This window comes from Thiocystis minor (assembly GCF_016653465.1).
Taxonomy (GTDB): Bacteria; Pseudomonadota; Gammaproteobacteria; order Chromatiales; family Chromatiaceae; genus Chromatium; species Chromatium minus.
Map to the genome: position 1 here is coordinate 1 of NZ_NHSQ01000112.1, position 6104 is coordinate 6104.

Sequence of the window (6104 nt, forward strand, 5' to 3'; positions counted from 1 at the left end):
GTCGTCAAGAACGTGTTTGGGCATCGCAAGGTCCGGTACAAAGGACTGGCGAAGAACGTCGCTCAATTGCACACCCTGTTCGCCCTGGCGAATCTGGTGCGCGTGAAGAAGGCGCTCTTGGCCTAACACCGCCACCGGACGCCTCGGGAACGGAGCAAAACGCCGAAGGAGGCCATCACCGCCCTCAACCAAGGCGATTCGTACCGCAAAGCCGCCCGATGTCTCGGTCTCGGCGAAAAAATCGCGCATGCCGAATGCGTCACGGCGGAAAACTCGATTTAATCAGCGTCTCCTTAAAAGCACACCCTTCAGTGGGTCAACATTAGTGGCCGTGGGTGGGTCAGTTTAGATGGCCATTAACACCCGACCTGTTTCGACCGGGCGAATACCGGAGGACTTCCGGGACTTTAAGCCTGTGGAGCGGGCCGTGGCGGTGGACCGGTAAACGCCGGTCGACGAGTCACCCCGCGTCGAAGCAGGAAAGACAGGCCGCGAGGGCTGTCCGGCCAGGTTCCGTCGCCTGGGAATCCTCGTCTCTTTAGGGCGAGGAGGATGTCAATTTGCCTTCCATCTATTGGGAGTTCGGTTAGTGACCTGGCGGACACTTGCTGTCCGCCACCCCCACATCGAATTCTCTATGAGAGTTCGAGGTTTTTTTGTGCAAAAAATAAAAAGTTTTATTAAAATAGGATTTTTAACAAACAGGAACCACGCCAATGCTTCAGACGTTGCGCAAAGCTGGCGGCTCACTCGTGATGACGGTGCCCAAAGCGTTTATCGACCAAAATGGCTTAAGCGAAGGCTCACAGGTCGAGCTTCACTTGCTTGGCAAGACGATGACGATCGAAGCACCTGCCCGTCCGCGTTACAAGCTCGCCGACCTGATCGCCGAGATGCCAGACGGCCTTCCCCGCGTTGTCGGCTGGGATGACATGCCCTCGGTCGGTCTGGAGCGTGGCTGATGGCGTTTGTGCCGAACCGTGGCGACATCGTGCATCTCGATTTCGACCCGTCCTCTGGCCGGGAAATGACCGGCCCGCACTTCGGCCTGGTCCTGAGTGGCAAAGTCTTTAACCAGCAAGGCTTGGCCATGATCTGCCCGATTTCGCAGGGCGCGGCGACGGCGGCGCGCACGCATGGAACGGTGGTGACGCTGATCGGGGCTGGAACGCAGACGCAGGGGGCCGTTTACTGCCACCAGTTGAAGTCGCTGGACTGGCGTGCGCGGAATGTGCGCCTCAAGGAGGTGGCACCCCAGTGTCTCGTCGACGACGTTCTCGCAAGAGTTGAAGCGATCTTGTTCGACTGAGGTCCATCGCCCGCGCGCCTCATTCTCGACCCACGGCGCCCGGATCGGGTCGGGCTGACGGGATTGCGCCCGTCAGCCCTCCCACACCACCGGACATGCGGTTTTCCGCATCCGGCGGTTGGACCCAGCCCCCGGTTATGCGGCGGCAAGGTCTGATGGAACCCACAGTCCATCGCGGCGGAGGATGCGGTTGCAGAGCGCGTGCTGTCGCGTCGGTGAGCGCGCGATGCGCCACGCGCCTTTGCGGCGACTCGCCAATTTCAGCGAACGCCCCACCATCCCCAGTCGTTTCAGGGCGTTGTGTCGTCCTGGACGGTGATGCCAGCGCAGCCAAAAACACTTGCGCATGTGGCGACGGCCCCCCATCCAGGCGGGTCAGCGCCTTCGTGGCGTCGGCCAAGCGAAAATAATTCCACCAGCCACGCACGTCGCGCTGCCACTGCTGGACCAGTTCCTTGCTGGTTAAGCTCTGACGCGCATCCCAGCGTTCGCGCACCGCATCCTTGTCACGCGCGATGCGCTTGGGCGCAATCCCGATCCGGCCGTCTTCCAAGAGCCGGAAACCCAACCTCTGGCGTTCCCAAGGTCGCCCCCAGCCGCTTTTCTCACGGTTGACGGGGAGCTTCAGATGCGCTTCGATCCATGCCACGAGGCTGTTCAGCACGCGTTCTGCGCTGCGCGCGCTGCCCACGAACACCGTGATGTCGTCGGCGTCGCGGCAGAACGCAAGCCCGCGTCGTTCCAACTCCCGGTCCAGCGGAGTCAGGTAGAGGTTCGCCAGGAGCGGGCTCAGCGGCCCGCCTTGCGGCGTGCCGTCCAGGCGCACTTCAACCTCACCGTGGTGCAGCCTACCCGCCCGCAGGTAGCGCCCGATCAGGCTCAGCACCCGAGGGTCGCCGGGAATGCCGAGAACGCGGACCCCGCCTTGCGGCTTGGGGATCTCCACGCCTCGCACCGGACTCGGTTGATAACGCCCTTCCAAGAGCGTCGCCGTGATCCGCTCGCCATGTCGGTCGAGATGTTCCGCCAAGGTCTTGACGCCCATCCCGTCTACCCCAGGCGCACCACCGTTGGCTTTCACCTGTTGGTCAGCCGACTGGAGATTGTCCTCCGTGAGGATCACCTCCATCAAACGCTCATTCAGCACGGTCATGATTCCGCTCTCCGTGGCTTTCCCTTGCCGTCCCCGTGCTTACCTCCCGGTGATCCACACCGCTCGGATCCCACGTCCTTCGGGGTGGCTGCCGCAGTTGCCGCACCCCGAGGCTTCGGACGACTTCGCGGGTCGCGCCGCGTCTGTTGGTTCTCGCTGTTTCCCCCGGTGTCAGGATAGAAGTCGCCTCCCTCTGGGAGGCGACTTCTATCCTGACACCGGGGGGGGTTCGTAAGCTGCGCGCGCGGGGCGCGCGTCGATACGTTTGTGCTGGTCGACGAAGCGCAATTGGTCATCCCCACGCGCACCAAGGAACGCGACGATCCGACACAGATTCTCAATCGGCTGGTCAGCGAGGCGCGGAAATTCGGCGCTGGGTTGATTCTGGTGTCGCAGAGTCCGAATGTGTTTCCACGGGCGGTCCTGGCGAATGTCGCCCGCAAGATTGGACTGCGCACCCAGGCCATCGACATTCCGGCGCCGCGCCGGGCGCTCGGCCTCGCCGACGAACAGTTGTTTCGTCAGGCGCAACAGCCACGGGTGGCGATGTACTCCACGCGCGAAGGCGGGTTCGAGCCGGTGACGCTTGGGTCGGAGGTGGACGAGGGGGAATCTTGATGGCGGCAGCGGTTTTTGATAGCGTGACGAAAACGTGACGCGCTCCGGTCACGTTGGGTTACATTGCGTCACGTTGGGGACACGAAAGCGCGGGGCGGATGTGCTAACGTGTTGAATGTTAGATAATGTTTTTGCTGACTCTGGATTTAGGTTCCAGTGGAGCAATCCGTGGGGGTTCGAGTCCCCCTTGCGCACCATCTAAAGATCAATACCTTACGAAGACTTTATCCGGGCTATGCCCGGTTATTTTTGCCAACGTGACTAAAGCGTGTCGCGTACCTGATCCGTGAAGAAACTCCAGCTTTGCCATCTCCACCCACCGCCGCCTCGATCTTCAGCCGTCCGAGCACATTGGATCTCGCCCCGGTCAGTCTGCGCTGTCCGAAATGCGATGCGGAACAGCCCCCCGGCGAGGTCTGCATCGCGTGCGGGATCGTCTTTGCTAAATATGAACAGGCAAGTCGACAGGCGCCGCAGGCGAGGCGTCCGGTCACGACGCTTTCTCGGGGCGATGGTTTCCCTTATCGCCTCGTTACTCAACTGCTGCAACTCGTCTTTCTGGCCAGCCTGGGGCTGGCGCTCTGGAGTCATTGGAAAAAGGATCAGTTTCCCCCGCCGACGTTCTATGACGCCGCGCGACTGGAAGCACCGCGTCAGACCCCGACCGAATCGTCCTCCTTCCAGATCGAGGCGCAGGGCATCCGCTATACCATCGACCCCCTGTTCGAGTATCAGCTCGACGGGGTGGTGGTGAGCCTGCATGACAGCGATGTGTTCTGGGACATCTACCATGCCAAGGACTGGAAAGACTTCATCAACCTCCGCGACCTCTGCGTCGTCTGGGGCGATAACGTCGCCTCGGGCGTCTTTCGCGAGATGCAGTACCGCAACAGCACCTGGACCTGCTGGATTTCCACCCAGGACGCCGAGACGGCCCAACGCTTTGCCTGGGACCAACTCTCGAACAATCACCTGCTCACGCAGGACGCCACCCTCGCCGCGAAGATCAAATCCGCCGAGATTGGCGATCAGATCCGCCTGGACGGCAAATTGGCCCGCTACTCGCGTGCTGGCGGATTCCAGCGGGGAACCAGCGTCACCCGCACCGATACCGGCAATGGCGCCTGTGAAACCATCTACGTCGACGCGTTTCGGATCGTCCGCAAAGCGCATCCCGGTTGGCGGCTGGTCTATCGGCTGTCGTGCGCGCTCTGCCTTGCCGCGCTCCTGGGGCTCGTTGTGATGTTGTTCGTCGCGCCAGTGCGCGCGCCGCGAACGTAGTCGAACGGAAACCAGACAAACCACGAACCGAACACGACCCTGAACGTCACGCCTGAGCGGGTTCCGGCGCGCGCATCACGATTTCCCTCGCCCGCAGATCCGGTAGCAACACCGCCAGCAATCCGAGCAACGGCAGGAAGGCACAGACCTGATAGACCGTCTCGATCCCCCACCGATCCGCCACCTGTCCGAGCACCGCGGCACCGATCCCGGCCAGACCGAAGGCGAACCCGAAAAAGAGCCCGGAGACCATCCCGATCCGACCGGGAATCAGTTCCTGGGCGTAGACCACGATGGCCGGAAAGGCGGACGCGAGCAGGAAGCCGATGATGACCGTCAAGACCGCCGACGTCCCGAGCCCCACGTAGGGCAGCGCCAGGGTGAAGGGCGCGACGCCGAGAATCGAGACCCAGATCACCGCCCGCCGACCGATACGATCTCCGAGGGGACCGCCGAGCAGGGTGCCCGCCGCTACCGCGAAGAGGAAATAGAACAGGTGATACTGCGCTTCCTGGGCGTCGATGGCGTAGCGCTGCATCAGATAGAAAATCAGATAGCTGCTTATGCTGGCCAGGTAGAAAAACTTGGAGAACATCAGCGCCAGAAGGACCGCCAGCGTGGCTTTTACCCGACCCTTGGGGAGTGCGCGCCCGGCGGGCGCCGCCGCCGGCTTCGGTTGCCGGTGCTGACGTCGAGACCAGACGCCGACGCCCGTCAGCACGATCATGGCGACCAGTGCCAGCAGGGCGAACACGGCGAGGCTGCGCTGACCCTGGGGCAGGACGATCCAGGCCGCGAGCAGCGGACCGATGGCCGCGCCGGTGTTGCCGCCGACCTGGAAGAGGGACTGTGCCAGACCGTGCCGCCCGCCCGAGGCCATGCGGGCAACCCGCGAGGCTTCGGGATGGAAGACCGCCGAGCCGGTCCCGACCATCGCGGCCGCCACCAGCAGCATCGGGAAGCTGGAGGCCAGCGACAGCGCCAGCAGGCCCAGCAGGGTAAACCCCATGCCCACCGCGAGCGAAAAGGGCTTGGGATGGCGATCGGTGTAGAGGCCGATCAAGGGTTGCAGCAGCGAGGCGGTCAACTGAAAGGCCAGGGTGATCAAGCCGATCTGGGCAAAGCTGAGATGGAATCCGGCTTTGAACAGCGGATAGATGGCGACCATCAACGACTGCAGGGTGTCGTTAAGGAAATGGGCGAAACTGATGGCGCCCAGCACCCGGAAGGCGGTGCGGTCGGAGGTTGATGCGTTCATGACCAAGCAGGGCAGCTCACATCGCCCTCTTCGCCATCCAAGGCCGCGACCGCGCTTGAAAGGCGCATCGCATACAACAACGCACCGCCGATTCGTGTTGTCTGTACCTGCATCGTTTGCTGCTCACTGTTTTGCTCCAGCGCTCAGTATGCCCCATCGAACCGGCCTGACCGCAATCGATGACGAGAACCCACGCCGCAGTCTTCTTCGCGGACACACCACGACCGTTGACCTCGCGCCCTTGTACGCGCGCTTCCTCGCCCATCTGCCACCCAAGCGTGCACCTTCTCGATGCCGGTTGCGGCTCGGGGCGCGATGCCCGCGCCTTTCTCGCGCGAGGATATGCCGTAACCGCCTTCCTGATTAGAAAGATTTTCCAGCAGGCCAGTTTTTCGCTGGAAATAGGCGCACAGTGGGTTACCCCGTCTCGCTGAGGAATCCCGTCATGCCCATGAACCGTATCCAATTCCAAGCCGGGCTGTCAC

General features: G+C 62.4%; 6 protein-coding genes, 1 tRNA gene and 1 pseudogene. 6 read left to right on the forward strand and 2 right to left on the reverse strand.

Annotated features, from left to right (window positions below; genetic code table 11):
- From CCR95_RS15835 to CCR95_RS15845, 3 genes and pseudogenes are all read left to right on the forward strand, one after another.
- Positions 1 to 126: pseudogene (locus tag CCR95_RS15835) on the forward strand (IS5/IS1182 family transposase); the annotation flags it as partial.
- A gap of 590 nt (positions 127 to 716) precedes the next feature.
- A complete protein-coding gene (locus tag CCR95_RS15840) occupies positions 717 to 962 on the forward strand; it encodes an AbrB/MazE/SpoVT family DNA-binding domain-containing protein (protein ID WP_201096117.1) in 246 nt (81 codons plus the stop codon).
- Positions 962 to 1309 carry a type II toxin-antitoxin system PemK/MazF family toxin gene (locus CCR95_RS15845; RefSeq protein ID WP_201096119.1) on the forward strand — a complete coding sequence of 116 codons (348 nt, stop codon included), beginning with the start codon at positions 962 to 964 and terminating at the stop codon, positions 1307 to 1309. Before CCR95_RS15840 ends, CCR95_RS15845 begins: the two co-directional genes overlap by 1 nt.
- Positions 1310 to 1328: 19 nt before the next feature.
- Here CCR95_RS15845 and CCR95_RS15850 read toward each other — a convergent pair whose 3' ends face one another.
- The gene (locus tag CCR95_RS15850; RefSeq protein ID WP_242523279.1) at positions 1329 to 2462 is read right to left on the reverse strand and encodes a reverse transcriptase domain-containing protein; all 1134 of its coding nucleotides are present in this window, start codon (positions 2460 to 2462) and stop codon (positions 1329 to 1331) included.
- A gap of 267 nt (positions 2463 to 2729) precedes the next feature.
- On the opposite strand from CCR95_RS15850, the gene CCR95_RS15855 reads away from it, so the two are divergent.
- From CCR95_RS15855 to CCR95_RS15865, 3 genes are all read left to right on the forward strand, one after another.
- Positions 2730 to 3080 (forward strand): ATP-binding protein, encoded by a 351-nt coding sequence (locus CCR95_RS15855; protein ID WP_201096120.1) that lies wholly within the window; start codon positions 2730 to 2732, stop codon positions 3078 to 3080.
- Positions 3081 to 3167: 87 nt separating this feature from the next.
- Positions 3168 to 3277 (forward strand) — tRNA-Leu (locus CCR95_RS15860).
- A gap of 106 nt (positions 3278 to 3383) precedes the next feature.
- Entirely contained in the window at positions 3384 to 4361 is a 978-nt protein-coding gene (locus CCR95_RS15865; RefSeq protein WP_242523280.1) for a hypothetical protein, read from the forward strand.
- Positions 4362 to 4407: 46 nt separating this feature from the next.
- Here CCR95_RS15865 and CCR95_RS15870 read toward each other — a convergent pair whose 3' ends face one another.
- The gene (locus tag CCR95_RS15870; protein ID WP_201096121.1) at positions 4408 to 5619 is read right to left on the reverse strand and encodes an MFS transporter; all 1212 of its coding nucleotides are present in this window, start codon (positions 5617 to 5619) and stop codon (positions 4408 to 4410) included.
- Between the last annotated feature and the right edge of the window lie 485 nt (positions 5620 to 6104).